At 68.1% G+C, this 21134-nt stretch carries 21 protein-coding genes and 2 tRNA genes; 9 read left to right on the forward strand and 14 right to left on the reverse strand.

Annotated features, from left to right (window positions below):
* Window positions 1-151 precede the first annotated feature (151 nt).
* The 3 genes from LOZ83_RS09615 to LOZ83_RS09625 form a co-directional block, all read right to left on the reverse strand.
* Window positions 152-1510, reverse strand: coding sequence for an MFS transporter (locus tag LOZ83_RS09615; RefSeq protein ID WP_236789994.1), 1359 nt, complete (start codon window positions 1508-1510; stop codon window positions 152-154).
* Window positions 1511-1558: 48 nt separating this feature from the next.
* Window positions 1559-2092 (reverse strand): cupin domain-containing protein, encoded by a 534-nt coding sequence (locus LOZ83_RS09620; RefSeq protein WP_236789996.1) that lies wholly within the window; start codon window positions 2090-2092, stop codon window positions 1559-1561.
* A 340-nt stretch (window positions 2093-2432) separates the two neighbouring features.
* Window positions 2433-3461 (reverse strand): hypothetical protein, encoded by a 1029-nt coding sequence (locus LOZ83_RS09625; protein ID WP_236789997.1) that lies wholly within the window; start codon window positions 3459-3461, stop codon window positions 2433-2435.
* Between the two features lie 117 nt (window positions 3462-3578).
* Between LOZ83_RS09625 and LOZ83_RS09630 the strand changes: the two genes are divergently transcribed.
* On the forward strand, window positions 3579-4166 hold the full coding sequence (locus tag LOZ83_RS09630; RefSeq protein WP_236789998.1) for a TetR/AcrR family transcriptional regulator: 588 nt from the start codon (window positions 3579-3581) through the stop codon (window positions 4164-4166).
* A 246-nt stretch (window positions 4167-4412) separates the two neighbouring features.
* On the opposite strand, the gene LOZ83_RS09635 is transcribed toward LOZ83_RS09630, so the two are convergent.
* The 7 genes from LOZ83_RS09635 to LOZ83_RS09665 form a co-directional block, all read right to left on the reverse strand.
* Window positions 4413-4778 (reverse strand): helicase C-terminal domain-containing protein, encoded by a 366-nt coding sequence (locus tag LOZ83_RS09635; protein WP_236789999.1) that lies wholly within the window; start codon window positions 4776-4778, stop codon window positions 4413-4415.
* Complete coding sequence (locus tag LOZ83_RS09640) at window positions 4766-5050, reverse strand: hypothetical protein (protein WP_236790000.1); 285 nt, start codon at window positions 5048-5050, stop codon at window positions 4766-4768. The genes LOZ83_RS09635 and LOZ83_RS09640 overlap by 13 nt, the downstream gene beginning before the upstream one ends.
* 489 nt (window positions 5051-5539) lie before the next feature.
* Window positions 5540-5613 (reverse strand) — tRNA-Arg (locus LOZ83_RS09645).
* 42 nt (window positions 5614-5655) lie between these two features.
* Window positions 5656-5745 (reverse strand) — tRNA-Ser (locus tag LOZ83_RS09650).
* 64 nt (window positions 5746-5809) lie between these two features.
* Complete coding sequence (locus LOZ83_RS09655) at window positions 5810-7486, reverse strand: phosphatidylglycerol lysyltransferase domain-containing protein (RefSeq protein ID WP_255823652.1); 1677 nt, start codon at window positions 7484-7486, stop codon at window positions 5810-5812.
* A 65-nt stretch (window positions 7487-7551) separates the two neighbouring features.
* Window positions 7552-9531: an acetoacetate--CoA ligase gene (locus tag LOZ83_RS09660; protein WP_236790003.1), complete on the reverse strand. Its 1980-nt coding sequence runs from the start codon at window positions 9529-9531 to the stop codon at window positions 7552-7554.
* A gap of 15 nt (window positions 9532-9546) precedes the next feature.
* Window positions 9547-10173, reverse strand: coding sequence for a dienelactone hydrolase family protein (locus LOZ83_RS09665; RefSeq protein WP_236790005.1), 627 nt, complete (start codon window positions 10171-10173; stop codon window positions 9547-9549).
* 103 nt (window positions 10174-10276) lie between these two features.
* On the opposite strand from LOZ83_RS09665, the gene hisC reads away from it, so the two are divergent.
* Window positions 10277-11335, forward strand: a complete 1059-nt coding sequence (gene hisC, locus LOZ83_RS09670) for a histidinol-phosphate transaminase (RefSeq protein ID WP_236790007.1) — start codon at window positions 10277-10279, stop codon at window positions 11333-11335.
* Here hisC and LOZ83_RS09675 read toward each other — a convergent pair.
* A complete protein-coding gene (locus tag LOZ83_RS09675; RefSeq protein WP_236790008.1) occupies window positions 11317-12081 on the reverse strand; it encodes a sulfite exporter TauE/SafE family protein in 765 nt (254 codons plus the stop codon). The two genes, hisC and LOZ83_RS09675, sit on opposite strands and share 19 nt — an antisense overlap.
* A 77-nt stretch (window positions 12082-12158) precedes the next feature.
* Here LOZ83_RS09675 and LOZ83_RS09680 point away from each other — a divergent pair, with 77 nt between their 5' ends.
* From LOZ83_RS09680 to LOZ83_RS09695, 4 genes are read left to right on the forward strand one after another with little or no spacing between them, the layout of a single operon-like run.
* A complete protein-coding gene (locus LOZ83_RS09680) occupies window positions 12159-12623 on the forward strand; it encodes an ATP-binding protein (protein WP_255823479.1) in 465 nt (154 codons plus the stop codon).
* A complete protein-coding gene (locus LOZ83_RS09685; RefSeq protein WP_236790012.1) occupies window positions 12620-13426 on the forward strand; it encodes a SigB/SigF/SigG family RNA polymerase sigma factor in 807 nt (268 codons plus the stop codon). The genes LOZ83_RS09680 and LOZ83_RS09685 overlap by 4 nt, the downstream gene beginning before the upstream one ends.
* Window positions 13427-13442: 16 nt before the next feature.
* Window positions 13443-14396: a non-homologous end-joining DNA ligase gene (gene ligD / locus LOZ83_RS09690; RefSeq protein ID WP_236790013.1), complete on the forward strand. Its 954-nt coding sequence runs from the start codon at window positions 13443-13445 to the stop codon at window positions 14394-14396.
* Between the two features lie 14 nt (window positions 14397-14410).
* Window positions 14411-15919 (forward strand): adenylate/guanylate cyclase domain-containing protein, encoded by a 1509-nt coding sequence (locus tag LOZ83_RS09695; RefSeq protein ID WP_236790014.1) that lies wholly within the window; start codon window positions 14411-14413, stop codon window positions 15917-15919.
* On the opposite strand, the gene LOZ83_RS09700 is transcribed toward LOZ83_RS09695, so the two are convergent.
* Window positions 15906-16904 carry a beta-ketoacyl-ACP synthase III gene (locus LOZ83_RS09700; RefSeq protein WP_236790015.1) on the reverse strand — a complete coding sequence of 333 codons (999 nt, stop codon included), beginning with the start codon at window positions 16902-16904 and terminating at the stop codon, window positions 15906-15908. The two genes, LOZ83_RS09695 and LOZ83_RS09700, sit on opposite strands and share 14 nt — an antisense overlap.
* A 140-nt stretch (window positions 16905-17044) precedes the next feature.
* On the opposite strand from LOZ83_RS09700, the gene LOZ83_RS09705 reads away from it, so the two are divergent.
* From LOZ83_RS09705 to LOZ83_RS09715, 3 genes are all read left to right on the forward strand, one after another.
* A complete protein-coding gene (locus LOZ83_RS09705; protein WP_236790016.1) occupies window positions 17045-18163 on the forward strand; it encodes a winged helix DNA-binding domain-containing protein in 1119 nt (372 codons plus the stop codon).
* A 27-nt stretch (window positions 18164-18190) separates the two neighbouring features.
* Window positions 18191-18667 carry an Lrp/AsnC family transcriptional regulator gene (locus LOZ83_RS09710; protein ID WP_236790019.1) on the forward strand — a complete coding sequence of 159 codons (477 nt, stop codon included), beginning with the start codon at window positions 18191-18193 and terminating at the stop codon, window positions 18665-18667.
* Between the two features lie 157 nt (window positions 18668-18824).
* On the forward strand, window positions 18825-19229 hold the full coding sequence (locus tag LOZ83_RS09715) for an SsgA family sporulation/cell division regulator (RefSeq protein ID WP_236790020.1): 405 nt from the start codon (window positions 18825-18827) through the stop codon (window positions 19227-19229).
* A 102-nt stretch (window positions 19230-19331) separates the two neighbouring features.
* On the opposite strand, the gene LOZ83_RS09720 is transcribed toward LOZ83_RS09715, so the two are convergent.
* Together LOZ83_RS09720 and LOZ83_RS09725 are read right to left on the reverse strand one after the other, a co-directional pair.
* Complete coding sequence (locus LOZ83_RS09720; protein WP_236790021.1) at window positions 19332-19991, reverse strand: hypothetical protein; 660 nt, start codon at window positions 19989-19991, stop codon at window positions 19332-19334.
* Window positions 19992-20286: 295 nt separating this feature from the next.
* Window positions 20287-21132, reverse strand: coding sequence for a LysR family transcriptional regulator (locus LOZ83_RS09725; RefSeq protein WP_236790022.1), 846 nt, complete (start codon window positions 21130-21132; stop codon window positions 20287-20289).
* Window positions 21133-21134: the final 2 nt, after the last annotated feature.

The raw sequence follows: 21134 nt of genomic DNA on the forward strand, positions 1-21134 counted from the left end.
CGGAACCATCCGCGTACCCCGTGTCCGTCACGTAACCTCCCGGTCGCTTCACCGCAGCACCACGTCCACCTCACGACTTATCCAATGGAAAACCATGAAGGTGCCGATGTCAACAGGGGCGGAGCGGTGAGCTGGGCCGGCGCGGTTTGGCCTATCCCTCGAGGGCTGAGGACTTCTTCGAGTCGTGAACGCCTGTCGATGCGCGGCCGGCCTTCGGATCGCGGTACCAAGCGAGTACCACAATGAGCGCGACTATGGCCATAACCGCGACGAATACCGGGAAAGCAAGATGGGAACCCGTGGCTTGAGTGAGCCACACGGCTATAAATGGCGTGAAACCGCCCAGGATCACGGTCAGGTTGTACGCCAGAGCGCCGGCGGTGACACGGACTTGAGCCGGGAATAGCTCGCTCACATTAATGATGGCCGGAGTAATGAAAACCGAGAGCGGAACCACAAAGATCAACGCTCCCAGCAGCCCCAGACCCAAGGAACCGGTAGCTCCCAACAAAAACGTGGGCACGACGGCCACCGCAAGGGCAATGGAGCACGCGAGCAGGATCGGTTTTCGACCGACCCGGTCGGCCAAACCTCCCGAGAGCAGGAGCCCGACGATGAGGACGAGGCCAGCGACGGTATTGATCATCAACGCTTTCGCCGATGACATTCCGTTGGCGAGCATGTATGCGAGATAGGCGGTAAAACTGACGTACACGGCAATGGAGTAGAACCCGCCAAATCCCAGATACAGCAGGATGGATCGGCGATTCTGCCGAATCACGGACCAGAGGCTCTCCGCACCTGATTTCGGCGTCCCCGATGCCTTCTGATCCCGCAACGCCGCGAAGTCGGGCGTCTCGCTGAGGCGGCGCCGAATGTAGATGCCGACGAAACCGAGAGGAAGAGCCGTGGCGAAGACTATTCGCCAACCCCAGGATTGCATCAAGTCGGCAGGCAGGGTGACGGTCAGGAGGGTCGCCAACGCCGACCCCAACACGGTCGCAACGAAGGTGCTGACACCCAGGAAGCTGACCGTTCTGGCCCGGCGACCGATGGGCGCATGCTCATACAGGAAAGCGGTCGCGCCGGCGAACTCACCGCCGGCCGCGACGCCCTGAGCGATGCGCACACAAACGAGGAGAATCGGCGCGGCGATACCGATCACCGAATACGACGGGATCAGCGCGATCGCGAACGTCGCGAGCGACATCACTGCGATGGTGACGAACAGAATGTGGCGCCGACCGTGACGGTCGCCCAGGCGGGCAAGAAGGACTCCGCCGATCGGCCGTGCGAGAAAGGAGATCCCGAATGCTGCCCACGTGTTCAATACGGCGGCCGAGGGGTCATCCGTGGGGAACATCGCCTTCGATAGATAAGCCGCCACCACGCCGTAGACGGCAAACTCATACCATTCCACGAAGTTGCCGATCGACGCTCCGACAATCGTGCGAGTGAGGCTGATCGGGGTGTTGGCATCCTCGGCGGAACCCACCTTCGAGACACTCATGATGATCCCCTTCCCGTAGCACATTACGTTTGCGGGTCAAGCGCAGAACTAAATGTCACCGGCGTACGACGTGCCCACCACCACACCCGCGACAACAACGGGTTCGGTGCTCCGGTTGACCCACCGGTGGACGTTGCCCACCTGAACAACGACATCGCCGGTGTGCAACTCTTTCGCCAGCGAGTCACTCAGCTCCAGAGTGACCGGACCGGTCAGGACAACGCACAGATCGATCGTCTCGGAAGTGTGCATTCCGGTGGTGCCGGGCTCGACAGTGCCAAGGAGGCCCGGAAAAGTCTCCTCCAACTCCTTCAGCTGACTGTCGGTCGGATTGTCGATAGGGGCCGCGGCCTGTCCGGGCTGCAGGGTGAGGAGCACGAACCGCCATCCATTTTCCGGCGGAAAGTGACTGGTCCATGAAGGTTGCGAGCCGTCGCGTGGCAGAAGTCGCTCGTCGGCGCCCCAGATGTAGTGCATCGCAAAACCGGGCAACGCTTCGGCTGTTCGAGCGGTGATGGTCGAATCCTCGGCGAAAAAGGCGTTGCCGTGAGCATCGGTAGCCGAAACGATTCTGCGGAGCATTGTTTCTCCCGTGGGCTGGTGAGGCGATTTAGGCAGCATGCTGCCTCCCGATCGCGACGGGTAGTGGTCGCGTGTTGCGACTTCGATGGGCGATCTTCGACACATGTCGCAGCCTGTCGGCCTGGAGTGGTGGGCGCCCACCGCCAGCGACGGGTGAGGGAGGCCGACTCGCGCGGGCCACCCATGTCCGGCGATGCCGAGAACACCCGCAGCGGTCCGTAGTTTCCGCGCTGGCCTGGTCATCGTTCGTGATCTGCGGGATGACCGGTTCCAGTGGCGTCAAGATGGGCACTTTCGGCACTGGTGGGCACAAGTTCGTGGATGAGCGTGTGGATGAAGTTCAAGCCGCTTTCACCGCGCGCACCCAGTCGGCCCAGGTCTCGATGCGGCGCCAGAACTGCTCGCGGGTGCCGGCGAAGTTGTGCATGTGCCCCATTTTCGGGCAAATGAACAGGTCGACCGACGTCGCCAGCAAGTAGGCCCGCGGCTCACCCTTCGGGTCGGCGATCACGTCCCGCTCGCCCATGCCGACCAGCACCGGGGCGGTGACAGCCGCCGCCTCGGGCGCCACCGCGCCCGGCGTGAGGCAGCTGGCCGCGACGGTCCCGGGCAGGGTCGCCGACGCCCACGGCGGCACATTTCCCCTGCGGGTGGGGAAATCCGTCAGGTCGGCCGCGATGATCTCTTCGTCCACATCGGAATAATGGAAGCCCCAGCCCATGGCCGTGCCACGTTCGCCGGCGACCAGGGCGGCCGCGGCGAGCGCGGGCGCGTTGGTGAACACCTGATCGGCGGGGCTGACGTCCCGCGGGATCCACGGCGCGGTGATCGCAACCTCGCCCGGCCGGACCGGCGGATGGGTGTGGACGGCGCTGTAGCCGAGCACGCCGATGCCGTCGTAGCAGTGGTAGCGGCCTTGCTGGATGACGGTCATGCAGCCGCCCATCGACTGCCCGATACCGAGCAGCAGCGGATCGCTGATCGCCGGGAAGCCCGCCGCGAGCGTGCCCTTCGCGAGCCGGGCGAGGACTTCCTGCTCGGCGGCCTGGTTGCCCGCCGCGACCACCGTGTAGCCGAGTTCGAGGGTGCGCTCGGCGTGAATCGTGCTGTCGCCGACACCAAGGTGATCGACCGAGACGAAGACCCAGCCCCGCTCGGCGTGCCAGTCGGCCTGCGCCCCGCTGCCCGGCCCCGGAAGGTCCACCGTGTAGTAGCCCTTCGAGTAACCACCACCGGGCTTGCCGAAGCAGACGACCGGTCGCTCGCGCAGGTCCGCGGGATCGGGAAGGGTCACAGTCACCGCCACAGCGGCCGGCTCCCCGAGGCCCGCCGCCTCGGTCACGTCGATCTTCAGGTCCACAGCGCGCATCGCGTCCTCCATTTGCTCCTGCCGGGCACCGTTGCCACCTAGGCATGAAGCCATCATTCTTAGACGCTGTCAATACTTGCACTGCGTCCATCTTTGGGTGACGGTACCGTTATGCGCATGAACGAGGAACGGCTCGGTCTGCGCGAGCGCAAGAAGCTGGAAGCGTGGCGCACACTCCGCACCGAGGCATACCGCCTGTTCGCCCGGCACGGCTACGAGGCGGTCAGCGTCGAAGACATCGCGGCGGCGGCGAACATGTCCCGTTCGACGTTCTTCAACTACTTCACCAGCAAGGATGCCGTACTCCGCGACCCCGAACCAGGTGACCGCGAGCGCTGGCTGGCCCTGTTCGACCGCCCGGCCGACGAGCCACTGTGGGACTCGCTCGTGGTGCTGCTGCTGGAATTCGCGAAGCAGATCTCGGAGTTCCTGACGACGATGAAGCGCCTCGAACTTCAGTCACCCGCACTGACCGAGAGGACCCTGGACCGCACCCACCCCTTCTACCGTGACCTCCGCGACTGGGTCGACACCCGCACCAAACCGGGCGACGAGCTCGAATCAGCGCTGGTGCTGAATGTCGCCCTCGCCGCCGCCGAAACGGCGTACGCGCACTGGGAACCGACGGTCGACTTCGCAGGCTTCCTGCGGACGGCACTGGAGTGTCTCGAACGGGCGGGGGCGGGGGTGGCCAGGCATGGCTGAAGCGCAAGATGCTGCCGTTTCCCGTGGATCTAGAGCCGCCGTACGATCCCGAGGCTCAGCGATCGTACGGCGCCGTCGACTTTGTACAGCTACCGGAAATGGCCAGGGCCGGGGTCGAACAATCCGTCGCTTCCATCACGAGCCGGCCCAACGCGCTATCGACGCGCCTCGTCCAACTCGACTTCGACCCGCAGCTGCTCCAGTACGTCTCGGCCTTCCGTGAGCCCCTTGCTGCGGTAGTCATGATCAGTGGTCCTCCGACGAATCAAACGGACGGAGCTTCCCCCTCCGCCCGACCCAATCAGTAGAACATGCGTTCGAATAAACCGTGAGAGAAGTAGCAGGTGCTGCTGGCCGCTCAGCCTGCCGCTCCGGGATACCGTTCGCGTCCTTCGGCACCCCGAACGTGGCCACGTGCGCGGTGTTGCCGTGCCGGCCGCGCGTGAGCCCGACGTACCGGGCTTCCTGCCCGGTGGACTCGCTCACCACGGCATGGCTGGTGTCCACTGTCAAGCCCTGTCCACTGTGGATGGTGGAGGCGTAGCCGAGGGTGACGTGCTCGCCGACGTATGAGCCGGGCAGGGTGATCGGCTCGGCTATCACCTCACCCACGCCGTCCTCGCGGGTATTGAGGACGCGGTACTGCTTGCGGTTGATCGGTGCTTCGCCGTTGCCCTCGAACCCGCGAGTTCCCAGCCGTTTTTGCGGGCTTGGACCAGGTCGCCGACCCCGGCGTAGGTGGCCTGTAACCCGAGCGGCACCCCGGTCTCGGCGACCTTGCCGAGCCGGACGAGTTCGTTGCGCAGCTCGGCGCACAGGTGCGCGGCCTGCTCGCGGGTTCCGGCGTCCACGAGCCGGCCGTGCTTGTAGTAGTCGGCCAACACCGATTCGTCGTCGTCGCGTAGCCGCAGGGAGGCCGTGTGTTCCCAGCGTCGGCCATCATGTCCACGCCGCCCGCACCGGCCACCGCCAGCTGACGGTGGTCACCGGTCAGCAGATGACGCCGGGTTGTAGGGAATCCAGCTCCAGCGAACCGCTGCGCTCAGTGCGCCGCTGATGATCGCGCGCACGTGGCGGACCGTAGAGGCCGGGTACCCTCGCACTTGTTGCGGACCACACTCGATCACCGTGCAGCCAGCGGCCTTGCAGTTGCGGTCGACATGGCCGGCGGCCGACCAGGCGGGTCGACTTGGTCCGGGCGACTTTCAACGAGTCAGCCTCGGACTGCAGTCGGGTGAGGCTCTTCTTCGGCTTCCGTCTTCGCCGCTCGTTCGGATCCCCGTGAGCAGCACATTGGCAACAGCTGTGGATGAGACTGTGGAAATGAAGAAGCCCCCAGGTGACTGGGGGCTTCTTGCTGTCTCAACCAGACGTGCGCCCGAAGGGATTCGAACCCCTGACCTTCTGATCCGTAGTCAGATGCTCTATCCAGCTGAGCTACGGGCGCGTGTTCAGTTATCAACTTAGCATCCGGCGTGCCGGCGCTGAGCGGAGGCTCCGGGATTTGAACCCGGGAGGGGGGGTTACCCCCAACCGCATTAGCAGTGCGGCGCCATAGACCAGACTAGGCGAAGCCTCCCGGGATCAATGACCACTGCTGAGAAAGCGTACACAACCCCGAAACCCCACGGCAAAGGACCCCCTCACCGTTGCAGCATCCGCATCAGCCAGCGTGAACGCCCGCCGAGGCCCTCCGCTTCGAAGACCGCCACCCCGACCCGCGGCAGTTCACGCACGCCTGGGAACACCAGGAACCTCGGCACCCAGTTCGGCTGGAACTTCGCGTTGAACCGATACAGCGACTCGATCTGGATCCAGTGTGACACCAGGCCCAGCACCTTCGCCGAGATCCGGGCGACCGGGCCCGCCCCGATGCGCCGGCCCTCCTCCAGCAGCTTCCGGAACGCCGCGAAGTTCAGCGAGACGTACCTGACGCCGTGGTCCCGCGCCCCCAGTAACAGCTCCGAGATCATCAGCTCGTTGACGCCGTTGTCCGCGGCCCGGTCCCGCCGCATCACGTCCAGCGACAACCCGTCCGGCCCCCACGGCACGAACTGCAGCACGCCCCGCGTCCGCCCCGCCTGCTCCGCCGTCACCAGCACCGAGCCCGGATCCCCCATCCGCCCCAGCGCCATCGAGAAACCCCGCTCCGTCGCGCTGCCCCGCCAGTTCGCGGCCAGCGCCTCCAACTCCGCCAGCTCACCGGGCGACAGGTCCTCCGTCCGCCGCACGCGCACCTCGTACCCGGCCCGCTTCGTCCGCGACACGGCTTGCCGCACGCCGCGCATGGCCCGGCCGTCGAGGGTGAACGCCGACGCGTCGACGATGGCCTCGTCGCCGATCTCCAACACATCCAGGTGGTACCGCGCCCACACGGTCGCGCCCAGTTCCGAACAGCCCATCGCCGCCGGCACCCAGCCGTGCCGCCGGCACACCTCGAGGAACTCTTCGATCGCGCCCGGCCAGGCTTCGCTGTCCCCCAGCGGATCGGCCGACGCGACCGCCGCGCCGGCGATCACCCGATACGTCACGGCCGCCTTGCCGGTCTTCGAGAACACCGCGAACTTGTCGTCCCGCAAAGCGAAGTAACCCAGGGAGTCCCGCCCGCCGTGCTGCTCCAGCAACTCGCGCAGCCGCGCCTTCTCCGCTTCCGTCGGGTGCGGCGCCGGCTCGGCCGAGCGCAGCAGGAAATACGCCGCGATCAGCACCGCGCCGAGCCCGAACACGACGCCGACCGAGGTCGTCAGGTCATCGAGCCACATCACATGGAACACCGCGGGCCCGCTGACCCCGAACAGCGACAGCGCCGCGTCCGCGAGCCGGCCCCGCCAGTCCAGCGGTTCGAGGAAGCTGCGCGGCGCGAACGACAGCAGCCCGAAGTTGATCACCAGTCCGGCCAGCACCAGCTGCAGGAACACCCGCGCGGCGCGCCATTTCCCGGTCACCGGGTCCGGCAGCGCGATGAAGTACCGGCGGTTCAGCAGCAGCGCCGCCGCCAGCGCGACCGACACCATTCCGGCGCCGAAAACGTGCCGCAGCCCCAGATGCGACAGCGCCAGCAGCAGGCTCGCCGCGAGCGCCAGCTGCCACGCCCGGCGCTTGCGCCGCCGCAACCCCGACGCGAGCAGGATCAGCAGCACCCCGGTCACCAGCACCACGGCCGCGGCGGCCGTGGTCGCGTCCTGCGGCAGCTCCAGCCACTCCGCGACCTGCCCGCGTATCCCGCGCCGCCCCGCGGGCAGCACGACCGACAGCACCGCGACCAGCCCGACCAGCCTCGTGGTCCAGGTGATCGCCGCCACCGACGCCGCCCCCGTCAGGCGCCACAGCGCGGGGCGCGCATACCCCGTCAACGGCCTCCCCACCAACCCCGCTCCTCTTCGGTCTAGCGCCCCCCGGCCCACTCGACGAAGGGCTGCAACGCCTCCGGGTTGGCCAGCGCGTCCCGGCTCACCGCCCGGTCCAGCGCCATCCCGGCCAGGATCCTCTTGACCGGGACTTCACACTTCTTACCGTTGAGCGTCCGCGGCACCGCAGCCACCTCGACGAACCGGTCCGGCACATGCCGCGGCGACAGCTCGGCCCGCAGCGCCTTGCGCAGTTCCGGTTCGACGCCGGCGAGGCTCGCGCCCGGCGCCATCACCACGAAACACAGCAGCTCGCCCTGGGTATTCCCGGCACTCGTCGTGTCGATGACGAGTGAGTCGGCGATCTCGTCGAAACCCTCCACCACACGGTAGAACTCGGCGGTGCCCATCCGGACACCGCCACGGTTGAGCGTCGAGTCGCTGCGCCCGTAGATCACCGCGGAGCCACGCTCGGTGATCCGGATCCAGTCGCCGTGCCGCCACACGCCCGGGTAGTAGTCGAAGTAGGCCTCGCGCAGCCGCGTGCCGTCGGGGTCGTTCCAGAAGTACACCGGCATTGACGGCATCGGCCCGGTGACGACGAGCTCGCCGACCTCCTCGACGATCTCGTGCCCGGCGTCGTCGAACGACGCCACCGGCGCGCCGAGCGCCCGGCACGACAGCTCACCGAGCCAGATCGGCACATCCGGTGCGGCGCCGACGAACGCCGCACACAGGTCGGTACCGCCCGACACGGAACAGATCTGCACGTCCTTGCCGATCTTCTCGGCGATCCAGCGGAAGCCTTCGACACTCAACGGCGATCCGGTCGACCCGATCGCGCGCAACGACGAAAGATCGTACTCGGTGCCGGGTTCGAGGTGTGCCTTGAGGCAGCTCTGGATGAACGGCGCGGACGTGCCGAAGTAGGTGATCTTCCTCTCGTCGGCGAGCCGCCACAGCGCGCCGAGGTCCGGCTGTCCCGGGCTGCCGTCGAACAGCACGATCGTGGTGCCCATCAGCAGCCCGCCGACGAGGAAGTTCCACATCATCCAGCCGGTGGTGGTGAACCAGAAGAACCGGTCACCGGGGCCGAGGTCCGACTGGAGTGAAAGCGCTTTCAGATGTTCGACGACGATGCCGCCGTGCCCGTGCACGATGCCCTTCGGCAGGCCCGTCGTGCCCGAGGAGTACAGCACCCACAGTGGATGGTCGAACGGCACCGGCTCGAACGCCAGGTCCGCGCCCGCGTGCCCGGCCAGCAACGCGTCCCAGTCGAGCGCACCGTCGAGCGCGCCACCGACGTAGTCGATGAGCACCGTCGCCGCCACGGACGGGATGTCCGCCCGCAGCCTGTCCACTGTGGACCGGATGTCGAACGACCGTCCGTTGTAGACATAGCCGTTGACGGCGATGAACACCTTCGGCTCGATCTGGGTGAACCGGTCGGCCACCGCACGCACGCCGAAGTCCGGCGAGCACGACGACCAGATCGCGCCGAGGCTCGCCGTGGCGAGGAAGGCGACCAGCGTCTGCGGGCAGTTCGGCGCCAGCGCGACGACCCGATCCCCTTTGCCCACACCGAGTTCGGCCAGCGCGGCCCGCGCCGCGCCGACCTGGCTCCGCAGCTCGCCGTACGTGAGCGTGGCCTCGATGCCGTCCTCACGCCGGAAGATCACGGCAAGCTCGCCGTCACCCTTCGCCGCTCCCGCGACACCGGACGACAAGGCGTGCTCGGCGTAGTTCAGCGTGCCGCCGGGAAACCACTTCGCGCCCGGCATGCGCGCGTCCGCGAGCACCGTCTCCGGCCGCTCGTGCCAGCGCACGCCGAGGAACTCCGTGACCCCGCCCCAGAACCCGGCCGGATCGCCGACCGAGAACCGCCACAGGTCGTCGTAGCTCCCGAGCGGCACGTCGTGCCGCTCGCGCAACCATTCCCGGAACGCCTGGACCCTGCTCGAAGCGACCTGTTCCGGGGAGGGCCGCCACAGCACTTCGGGGACGCCTGGTTCGCTCACACGCCGACTTTACGTTCAGCGCAGGTGTGCGTCGAACCAGCTCAGCGTGCGCTGCCAGGCCTCCACGGCAGCCTTCGGATCGGCGTCGAACCGGTGGTTGGCACCGGGATAACGGACCACGTTGCTGACCACGCCGGCCGTCGCCGCCGCTTCGCGCAACTGCTCGACCTCGGCCGCGCCCAGCTCGTCCCCGGCGTCGCCGTAGATCCCCAGCCACGGGCTGGTCAGCTTGCCCGCGATCTCGACCAGCGCGGGCAGCTCCTTGCCGCCCTGCCCGCCGACACTGACCGCCGCACCGAGCTTGCGGTTCGAGGCGACGACGAGCGCCGCCGTACCACCGAGATCGAACCCGACGACGCCCAGCAGATCCGCCTGCACCCCGTGGTCCACCAGCCAGGCCAGCGTGATGTCCGTCGCGGCGAGAATGTCCTCACGCGACGGAATCCCGTCCAGATGCGGTGCGACGGCGAGCCAGCCTTCGCTCGCGAGACTCGCGATCAGCAGGCGCACACCGTCCGTGACCCCTTCGGCCTCATGGAGTACGACGAGCCCGCCGCGCACGACGTTCTCGGGTTCGGCGTAGGTCAACTCGATCGCGCGGCCATCCTCGCGCTCATAGTCTTCGGTGTGCGTCTGCATCATCTCCCTACTCAACCACCTCGGAGTGAACAGAAGTCAACATGAACTCCAGCCGAGGCCACGGGTTACGGTGACACCAGAAGTTTCGCCCAGAAGGAGCACAGTAATGCCCGTGCGGCCGCGCGTCGACCTGGAAACACTGCCCGACTACGTCGCGGGGAGGACGGTGCCCGGCGCGATCAAGCTGTCCAGCAACGAGACCCCGGACGGCCCGCTGCCCAGCGTCGCGCGGGCGATCGTCGACGCCGTCACGAACCTCAACCGCTACCCGGACCCGACCGTCGGCAAGCTCGCCGCGCGGCTCGCGGACAAGATGGGCCTGCCGCCCGGGCAGGTGGCGGTCGGCTGCGGTTCGGTCTCCTTGTGCCATCAGCTGATGCACGCGATGTGCGCCCCGGGCGATGACGTGGTGTTCGCGTGGCGGTCGTTCGAGACGTACCCGATCGCGACGGGGATCGCGTGCGCGAACCCGATCAAGGTGCCGCTGGACGAGACGCACACGCACGATCTCGACGCGATGGCCGCCGCGATCACCCCGCGCACCCGCGTGATCATCGTGTGCAACCCGAACAACCCGACCGCCACGGCGAACCGGCGCGCGGAGCTGGACGCGTTCCTGGACAAGGTGCCGTCGGACGTGCTCGTGGTGCTGGACGAGGCGTACCGGGAGTTCGTCAGCGATCCCGAGGTGCCCGACGGGCTCGACTACGTGCGCACCCGGGACAACGTCGCGGTCCTGCGTACCTTCTCGAAGGCCTACGGGCTGGCCGGGCTGCGCGTCGGCTACTTCGCCGGCCCGAAGCAGATCGCCGACGCGCTGCGGAAGGTGTACGTACCCTTCAGCGTCAACGCGCTCGCGCAGACCGCCGCGATGGCCTCGCTCGACGCGGAGGACGAGCTGCTCGCCCGCTGCGAAACCATTGCGGCGGAACGGGATCGGGTGCGCGGCGAGCTGATCGCGGCCGGCTACGAGGTGCCCGACTCGCAGGCGAACTTCGTCTGGTTGCCGTTGGGCGACAAGGCTTTCGAGTTCTCCGAGCACACACTGGCCAACAAGGTCGTGGTGCGGGCCTTCCAGCCGGACGGGGTGCGCGTCACGATCAGCCACCCCGAGGAGAACGACCTGTTCCTGCACGCTGCCCGCAGCTACCGCAGGAGCAGCTGAACAATCGCCGCGATCCCGACCACGACGATCACGCCGCGCAGCACGGTGGGCGGCAGGCGCCGGCCGATCTTGGCGCCCAGCTGCCCGCCGACGGTGGAGCCGACCGCGAGCAGCACGGCGACCGGCCAGTTGATCGGCGCGATGAACGCGTAGATCCCGCCGGCGACGATGTTGACCACCGCCGCCAGGACGTTCTTGATGCCGTTGAGCCGTTGCAGGGAATCGGTCAGCAGCATGCCCATGAACGCCATCAGCATGACGCCCTGCGCGGCCGTGAAGTAGCCGCCGTAGATACCGACGAGAAAGATCAGGAACAGCAGCAGTGGACCGCCGTGGTCCGTCGTCGTATCGGAGCGTTCACGGCGTTTCGCGATCCACGTCGACACCCACGGCTGGATGATCACCAGCACCACCGCGAGCCCGACGAGCACCGGCACGATCGTCTCGAAAGCGTTGGGCGGCAAGGACAACAGCAGCACCGTGCCGCCGACCGCGCCGAGGAACGACGGGATCGCGTAGCGCGCGAGCCGGCGGCCCTGCCCCGCCAGTTCGTGCCGGTACCCGATGGCGCCGCTGATGGTGCCCGGCGCCAGCCCGAGCGCGTTCGAGGTGGTCGCGACCAGTGGCGGATAGCCGAGCGCGACCAGGACCGGGAACGTGACGAGCGTGCCGGACCCGACGACCGCGTTGATGGTGCCCGCCCACACGCCGGCCAGCGCGATGATCAGCGCGTGCCACCAGCTCATGTCCCCCATCGAACAACACGTTTCGCACAGGCTGGCAACGGGTACCACGCCGCCATGCGGCCGACGATCGAGGCATCATGGGTGCGCAGCGGTATCCACGGAACTACGGCGAGGTGAAAGTGGCAGACAGGCAATCCCCGCCTCTCGACGCACACGACGACATCGAGCTGCGGCTCGGTGCCGACCTGGTTCACCTGCCGATCGTGCGTTCGGTGGTGGCGACGATCGCCACCCGCGCCGACTTCGACCTCGACGCCATCGCCGACCTGCGGCTGGCGGTCGACGAGGCCTGCTCGACGCTGATCACCAGGGCGATCCCGGGCAGCACCATGCGCTGCCTGTTCACCGTGTCCGACGACGAGCTCACGTTCACCGGCACGGTGCACTCGGACAGCGACAGCTCGCCCAGCACGAAGTCCTTCGGCTGGCGGGTACTGACCACATTGACCGACTCGGTGGACAGCCGGGTCACCTCCAACGGGCAGGCCGGCCACCAGATCGACATCGAGCTGACCAAACGGCGGGTCGTGGTGGACGCGTGACCGGCGCTCCAGCCGAGCCCACTTCGTCCCACGAATACCAGCATCTCGCTCCGCTCTTCGAGGAGCTGGCGGCCCTCGACCAGAAGGACGGGCGCCGGGCCGCACTCCGGGACGAACTGGTGACTGGGCATTTGCCCTTGGCCGAACACATCGCGCAGCGCTTCTCCGGCCGGGGCGTCGCGAAGGAGGACCTGGTCCAGGTGGCCACGGTCGGGTTGATCAACGCCGTCGACCGGTTCGACGCGAGCCGGGGCTCGGATTTCCTGTCGTTCGCGGTGCCGACCGTGATGGGCGAGGTCAGGCGGCATTTCCGGGACACCGGCTGGCTGGTCCGGGTGCCGCGGCGGCTCAAGGAGCTGCACCTGTCGATCTCGACCGCGAACACGGAGCTCGCGCAGCGGCTGGGCCGGGCGCCGACCCCGAGCGAGATCGCCGCGCATCTGGACATCAGCCAGGACGAGGTGTTCGCGGGGCTGGAAGCCGGCAACGCCTACCACTCGATGTCACTCGATGAGGTGCTTTCCGGCGACACCGAAAACCTGGCGCTGGGCGACACGCTCGGCGAGGAAGACGCGGCACTGGAAGGGGTCGAGAACCACGAGGCACTGCAGCCCCTGATCCAGGAGTTACCCGAGCGTGAACGCAAAATCCTCGGGCTGCGGTTCGTGCACAACATGACCCAGACCCAGATCGCGGAGCGCATCGGCGTCTCCCAGATGCACGTGTCGCGGCTGCTCGCGCGGACCCTGGAGCGGCTTCGCGAGGGGCTCACCGAGCAGGACGAGGATGTACTGTCACCCTGACCAGCGGGGGGTTCCGATGATCATGGAGGTCGAGCCCGGCTGGCGTGAGCCCGAGCTCGCGACGCTGACGCAACGCCGGTTTTCGAGCGAGAACTGGGTGTTCGAACGCAAGCTCGACGGAATCCGCGCGATCTGCTCCCGGGCCGGCGGCACCCCGACGCTGTGGTCGCGCAACCACCACGTCATCAACGACTCATACCCGGAAATCGTCGAAGCGCTGGCCGCGCACGGCGGCTCGCATTTCGTGGCCGACGGCGAGATCGTCGCGTTCGACGGCACCCGGACCAGCTTCGCCAAGCTCCAGCACCGCCTGCACCTCACCGATCCGATCCGGATCGAAGCGACCGGCGTGCACGTGTACTACTACCTGTTCGACCTTCTCGTGTTCGGCCACGCCGACGCCACCCCGCTGCCGCTGCGGCAGCGGAAACAGTTGCTGCGCAACGCTTTCGACTGGACCGACCCGCTGCGCTACTCGAACCACCGCAACACCGACGGCGAACGGTACTTCGCCTACGCGTGCGCGCACGGCTGGGAGGGCCTGATCGCGAAACGCGCCGACGCGCCGTACCGGGCGGGCCGCAGCGCCGACTGGCTGAAGTTCAAATGCGTGAAGGACCAGGAGTTCGTGGTCGGCGGCTATACGGCGCCCGGTGGTTCGCGCAGTGGTTTCGGCGCGCTCCTCGTGGGCTACTACGACCAGGGCAGGCTGCGGTACGCCGGCAAGGTCGGCACCGGCTACACCGAGGCGACCCTGCGCGAGCTGTCCGGCACACTCGGCGAACTGCGGCGCGATCGCTCGCCGTTCGACGATGACGTGCCGGAACGGGGGCCGCGCTGGGTACGACCGGAACTGGTCGTGCAGGTCCGGTTCTCCGAGTGGACGGCCGACGGCAGGCTGCGGCACCCGCGGTTCACCGGTGTGCGCGACGACAAGCCGGCGGACGAGGTGGTCCGGGAACAACGCTGAAATACGATCACGGGGTGCGCAGGCCCACGCGGTTCACGAGATTGCGCGTCGCGCTGCGCACCGCGCTCGGGTTCGTGGTGCTCGGCGTCGGTTCGAGTGTGTGCGGCGCCGCGGCCGTCGCGCTGTTGCTGGTGCTGCAAGGACTTCCCGCCGACATGGGCCGGCACAACCTGGCTTTCGTGCTCGTCGCGGCCGGTTATGTCGCCGTGTCGGTGATCGTCGGTTCACTGTGGACGGCGTTCCTGCACCGGCGCACCGCGATCTGGTTCGCCGCGGCCCGGCGCCCGACCGCCGCCGAGGCGCGGCGGGCGCTGCGGCTGCCCGCGCATCTGGCGTTGGTCAGCGGCAGCCTGTGGCTCGGCGGAACGGTGCTGCTGGGCGGAATCACGCCGATCCTCGCGTCCTGGCTGGACGCGCTCGCGGTGACGCTCACAATCGGCGCCGGCGGGCTGCTCACGGTCGGGCTGACGTACCTGGCCGCGGAGTGGGTCGGCCGCCCGATCCTGACCGCCGCGCTCGAGGTCACCCCGCCCGAGCACGCCGCGTCGGTCACCGTGCGGACCCGGCTGGCGCTGACCTGGGCGGTGGGCAGCGGCGTCCCGCTGCTGGGCGTGTTCATCGTCGCCGCGCCGCCGGATCTCCGGCACGCCGACGACCAGGCGAGCCTGATCATGCTGGCGATCGTCGGGCTGCTGTGCGGCGCGGTGGGCACCGGGTTGCTGGCGCGGGCGGTCGCCTCGCCGCTGAACCGGATGCGCGGCGCGCTCGACCAGGTCGCGCGCGGGCGGACGGATGTCGCGGTGCAGGTCGACGACGCCAGCGAGATCGGTCAGCTGCAGGTGTCGGTGAACACCATGGTCGCCGGGTTGCGGGAACGGGACCGGATGCGCGACCTGTTCGGCCGGCACGTCGGCGACGACGTCGCCCGGCACGCGATCGAGCACGGCATCTCGCTGTCCGGCGATGTCCGTGCGGTGACGGCGCTGTTCGTCGACGTGGTGGACTCGACGGCGCTGGCGAACCGGACCCCGCCGGAAGAGATCGTGCGCAAGCTGAACCGGCTGTTCGCGAGCGTCGTCACGGCCGTCGACGCGCGAGGCGGCCTGCTCAACAAGTTCCAGGGTGACGCGGCCTTGTGCGTTTTCGGCGCACCCACGGTGCTGGCCGACGCGCAGACGGCGGCGCTGTCCGCGGCCCGCACGATCCGCGACGCCGTGCGCGCGGCCGGTGAGCTGGACCTGGGGATCGGCGTCGCGAGCGGGATGGTGTTCGCCGGTCAGCTGGGCACCCGGAGCCGCCTGGAGTACACGGTCATCGGCGACGCGGTGAACGAGGCGGCCCGGCTGACGGAGCACGCGAAGAAGGTGCCGGGCCGCATCCTCGCCAGCGACGCCGTCGTCGTGGCGAGCACCACGGGCGAGCGCGAGCAGTGGTCGCCGTACCGGAAACTCCGGCTACGCGGCCGCGACGAGCCGACCGTGACCTGGACGACCGCGGAACCGGGCGACCTCAGCCGGGCTTGACGTCGGGCCAGGTCAGGAGGGTGGAACCCCAGGTGAGGCCGGCGCCGAAGGCGGTCAGCAGGACCCGGTGGCCCGGCTGCAGGCTGCCGTCCTCGCACGCGTCGGCGAGGGCGAGCGGGATCGAGGCGGCGCTGGTGTTGCCGGCGTGGCCGATGTTCGCGACCACCCGGTCCTCGGGCAGCTTGAGCTGCTTCGCGGTGGCCAGCAGGATGCGGATGTTCGCCTGGTGCGCCACGAACCGGTCCACGTCGTCGATTTCCAGGCCCGCGCGCTCCAGCACCGCGCGCGCCGACTCGGCCATCCGGGCGCACGCGTGCCGGAAGATCGCCTGGCCGTGCATCGTCACGTAATGGTCGCGCGGGTCGTCCGACTCGCGCTGCTTCGCACCGCCGGCGGGCACGATCAGCAGATCGGCGTTGTCCCCTTCGCTGTGCAGGTCGAACGGGCCGAGCGCACCCGGCTCGTCGGCGAGCCCGCGGCGCAACACGACCGCGCCCGCGCCGTCACCGAAGATCGGCACCGTGCCGCGGTCGGCCGGATCGCACAGCCGGCTGAACACGTCGGCGCCGATGACGAGCACCCGGTCCGCCATCCCGCCCGCGATGAGCCCGCCGCCCGTCGCCAGCGCGTACACGAAGCCGGTGCACACGGCGTTCACGTCGAAGGCGGCGATCCCGCTCAGCCCCAGCGCGGACGCGACCTGCGGGGCGCTGGCCGGGCACACGTAGTCGGGCGTGGAGGTGGCGAGGACGACGGCGTCCACCAAGTCGGAACCAGCGCTGCGCAGCGCGTTGGCACCCGCCTGCACAGCCATGTCCACTGTGGACGTATCCGGGTCGGCTATGCGCCGCTCCCGAATGCCCGTGCGGGTGCGAATCCATTCGTCGGAAGTGTCCAGCCGTTGCGAGAGTGCGTCGTTGTCCACCACTCGCGGCGGCAGCCAGGCGCCGAGCCCGGTCAGAACCGCGGAGTGCCCCTTTTGCATGCCATCACTTCTAGGGCTTACCACTGGGTAGACCCGTCAGTTGTGTTCCAGGTCACATTCACGCCGCCCGAAAGGGCTACCGGTGCTAACGAGATGTTTCGACGACGGAAATTGTCGGTGGGTGGTCGTAGCGTGCCGGCATGAAGGTTCTCGGTACCCGGGCACTCAACCGCGCGCTCCTCGCACGGCAGTTCCTGCTGCGCCGAGTGAAAAGTTCACCACTCGACGTCGTCTCGCACCTGTGCGGAATGCAGGCGCAGGCGCCATTCCCGCCGTATTTCGGGCTGTGGTCCCGGCTGCACGGTTTCGCTCCCGAGAATCTTTCACAACTGCTTATCGATCGATCAGTGGTCCGGATCGCACTGATGCGCGGCACCGTGCATCTCGTGACGGCCGGCGACTGCTCGTTCCTGCGCCCGCTCGTACAGCCGATTCTCGACCGCGATCTGAAGACCAACCAGTCGTACGCCCGCGCGCTGGCGGATGTCGATCTGGCGACACTGGCGAAGGACGCACGGGCCGTGCTCGCCGAAAAACCTTGTACTGGGGCCGAACTCGGCAAGCTTCTCGCCGAACTTCATCCGGACTGCCCGCCGGCCGCGCTCGCCCATGCCGCGCGCGGCTTGCTACCGCTGGTGCAGATTCCGCCACGAGCGGTGTGGGGCCGCAGCGGGCAGCCGACGTTTGCCACCGCGGAGGACTGGCTCGGCCGGCCGCTCGACACCCGCGCCCGGCTCGACGAGTTGGTGCGCCGGTATCTCGCCGCGTTCGGGCCCGCGACCGTCAACGACGTCCAGGCCTGGAGCGGCTTGACCCGGCTGAGTGAAGTGGTCGACCGGTTACGCCCTGAGCTGACGACCTTCGCCGACAAGGACGGCCGCGAACTCTTCGATCTGCCGGACGCGCCACGGCCGGATCCGGACACGCCCGCGCCGCCGCGGTTCATCGCCGAGTTCGACAACTTGCTGTTGTCCCATGCCGATCGCACGCGCGTGCTGAGCGCCGACGCACGGAAACGGGTGTTCGGCGTGCCCAACGGGGTGTTCCCGGGGACCGTACTCGTCGGCGGTTTCGTCCGTGGCACCTGGAAAATCACGAAGACCGCCGGTGAGGTGACGCTGGATATCGAGCCGTACCAACGTATCTCCACAAAGGACATCGACGCGCTGACGAGCGCCGGCGCCCGGTTGCTGCGCTTCGCCGCGCCGGGCCGCACACCCGGGATCCGGGTCCACGACCTGCTAAAACCGCATTCCTGAGCAGCGGTTATTGGCTACGATGCGGGGGTGCCCGACGCCGACCTGGACCCCCTGGACCAAGCCATTCTCAGCAGACTGCAAGTGGATTCCCGCACGATCGCGGAATCCATCGGCGCCCAGGTGGGTCTTTCCGCCGCGGCCGTGCAGCGGCGGATCAAACGGTTGCGGGAAACGGGAGTGATCGTGAAAGAGGTCGCGGTCGTCGACCCGAAGGCCGTGGGCGCGGATATGACGTTCGTCGTCTCGGTGGAGATGGAGCGCGAGCGGATCGAGGTGCTCGAAGCGTTCCGCAAGCAGGTGCGCACCGATCCCGCGGTGCAGCAGTGTTATTACGTAACGGGGTCGGCCGACTTCGTACTGGTGGTGGTCTGCCGGAACATGACCGAGTTCGAGGCGTTCACCCGGCGAACCTTCTTCGACAACGGCGAAGTGCGCCATTTCACAACAAGCGTCGTGATGGACCGGGTCAAGGTCGGGCTGACCGTTCCCCTGAACGGCGGCTGATTTCTTGCAGGGTCCCGTGTTACATGTTCCAGACGATTGCACCGGATCGCGTGAAAGTCTTTCACCACGCATCATCATCGGCGCCCAATCCCATCTCCTCGCTGTCCGAACAGTTCGTGCCACGACACGAGAAGCCACTTGACCGCGAGGAGTGGACATGAATACCGAAGCTGTCAACCAGAGTCAGTTCGTCACACTGAACGGCTCGAGCGCCCCAGTCCTGTCTCGACTGTCCTATGTGGCCGCCGAACCGTTCGCCGTGAACATCGCGTTCCGCACCGAGCGCGGCCGGTGGGTCGAGTGGACGTTCGCCCGCGAGCTGCTCGCGCAGGGCCTGTCGGAGCCGGCCGGTCTCGGCGATGTGCGGGTGCGCCCGGATCTGGCGAACGACGAGGACCTGCTGATCCTGGAGATCGAGTCACCGGACGGTTACGCGCTGGTCGAGATCGAGCGCGAGGACGTCGAGCGCTTCCTCGACGCGGCCGCCGAAGTGATCCCCCTCGGTTCGGAGAGCGAGCACTTCGACATCGACGGCTTCATCGACGAGATCACCAACGTCTGACAGCCACGTGTGCCAACGGGGATGGTCGTTACCGTCGTCCGGTCGCCCCGGACGACGAGTCGCCCCGAAGCTTGTGATCCTGCTGGGGGAATCCGCCGCCGATCAGCGGCCGTTGCTGTCCCAGCCCTGGTGCCCGCCGCCGCGGACCGTCAGGTAGCTCCATGACCACGGACCGACCAGCTGCGCGAACTCCTGGCTCACCTCGTCGATCGGATTCTGGGCCGTCGACGAGGGCGTGCTGGCCGGAGTGTCGGCGCGGTCGGCCACGGTCGTCTTCTTGGTGGTGGCCTTGGGAGCCACCTTCTTCGTGCTCGCGGCAGCCTGCTTCGTACTGGTCACGGGCGGCGCGACCGGCGGCGCCGGCGGAACCGGCGCCGGTTCGACGACCGGCGCGGGCGGGTTCGGGGTGACAGCGCCCTGTTCCTGGTTGGGGACCGCGCCCACTGCGACCACGGGAGTGGTGTCCTGGTCCTGGCCTCCCGGGCCGCCCCACATCCCGCCGCCGATCCAGCCGACGATCAAGAACAGGGCGGCGGCACAGGTGAGGACGAGGTTGCGGCGCACCCGCCGGGTCACCGGCCGCTGCGCCTCGGTGGCCGAGACCAGCATGGACACCCGGTCCACCGGCTGCGGTTCGGCCGCGGGTTCCTCCGCGGGCGGTGGCGCGCTCGCCGCGACGATGCCCGTGCGGTCGATCACCTGAATCGCCGTCACGATGTCACCCAAGTCGCCCGACCTGCGGCGCAGGATCGTGCGCGCCATCAAATCCTCCATACAACCATCTGGCTGGTTTGCGGGGCGCCTCTGCGGCTTTCCGTCACCCGACGGCGCTCCGCTCAACCCGAGGCCTCGCCGAAGCTACCAGGACCATGCCTTTCGAGATGGCGAAAGACTCTCACTTTCCCCGATCTAGCGACAAGATGACTCTATTGGGTGAAGTTCGCATTGCCGCCCCTGCTAAGAGTAGTCGCGAATTCGATCATGGCCAGATCGTCACTATCTCACCGGATCGACCGTCTTTCTTGTTGCCATCCGACGTAAAAGTGTTCGAATTGCTTCAGATGCGGGTGGCTGCCCGCACGAGCGCGGCGACGTCCAGTGACCGGCTGTGCGAGGGCCACGCGATGTGGGTCGCGATCGGCGGCGCGTCGAGGACTGGCACGGCCACGACACCGCTGGGCAGGGACGGCCGGGTCGACTCGGGCAGGACGGCGCAGGTCCGGCCGAGCGCGATCAACTGGAACAGTTGCGCGCCGTCCCGGATGATGGGGCCGGGCCCGTCCGGGTAGGTGCCGTTCGAACGCGGCCAGCGTGGCTGCGGGAGATCGGGCAGCTCGGCGGTGGTCAGCGCGGTCCGGGTGCCGAGCGGGTGCCCGGCGGGCAGCACCGCGATCTGGCCCTCGGTGGCGATGTCCTCGTGGTCGAAGCCGACGGTCGAGTGATAGGGCGATTGCAGGACCGCGACGTCAGCACGGCCGTCCCGCAACATCTGCTCCGGCGCGCCGACTCCGAGGCTCGTGGGGACCACCTCGACGGTGACCGCGTCCGGTTCGGCGGCATACGCGTCGAGCAGCTTCGCCAGTAACTCGACGGACACTCCGGCCTTGGTCACCAGCACGATGCCGGGGCGCCCGGCCTCCGCTTGCCCGGCGCGGCGGGCGCGGCGATCGGCGGCGTCCACCGCGTCAAGGGCGTTCCGACCCTCATGCAGGAGCACGGTTCCCGCCTTGGTGAGGCTGATGGAGCGGCCGGACCGGACGAACAGCGGCGTGCCCAGGCTGCGTTCCATCTTCTGCACAGCACGCGACAACGCCGGCTGCGCGATGCCGAGCCGCTCAGCCGCCCGCCCGTAGTGCGACTCCTCGGCGACGGCAACGAAATACCGCAGTTCACGTGTCTCCACGC

Source organism: Amycolatopsis sp. GM8, assembly GCF_021653975.1.
Lineage (GTDB): Bacteria > Actinomycetota > Actinomycetes > Mycobacteriales > Pseudonocardiaceae > Amycolatopsis_E.